The following is a 235-nucleotide window of genomic DNA, read 5'->3' on the forward strand; positions in this document are numbered from 1 at the left end:
CTTGGCGATCTGGTGGCATTCTGTAACCGCCGCGGAGGCAGCTGGTGGCGGCCGGTGCCGCGTATCGGTGCGGGCCGCGCCCGGCACATCGTAGCGTGGCTACGGCAGCACGAGGCGTCGATCGGTGAACGGGTGGTCGATGATGTAGAACTCGAGGACCCCCGTGTCGCAGCTGACTTGGTGGTCGTTGACGGGCCGCGCAGCGCACTTGTGCCGCTCGAACGGATGACCATCG

At 67.2% G+C, this 235-nt stretch carries 1 protein-coding gene; it reads left to right on the forward strand.

Features of this window, described 5'->3' with window-relative positions; translation table 11 throughout:
• The coding region (locus R0J92_RS26665) for a phage integrase family protein (RefSeq protein ID WP_411053898.1) at window positions 1-235 on the forward strand (235 nt) is incomplete at both ends.

Source organism: Tritonibacter sp. SIMBA_163 (assembly GCF_046535935.1).
Classification (GTDB): domain Bacteria; phylum Pseudomonadota; class Alphaproteobacteria; order Rhodobacterales; family Rhodobacteraceae; genus Epibacterium; species Epibacterium scottomollicae.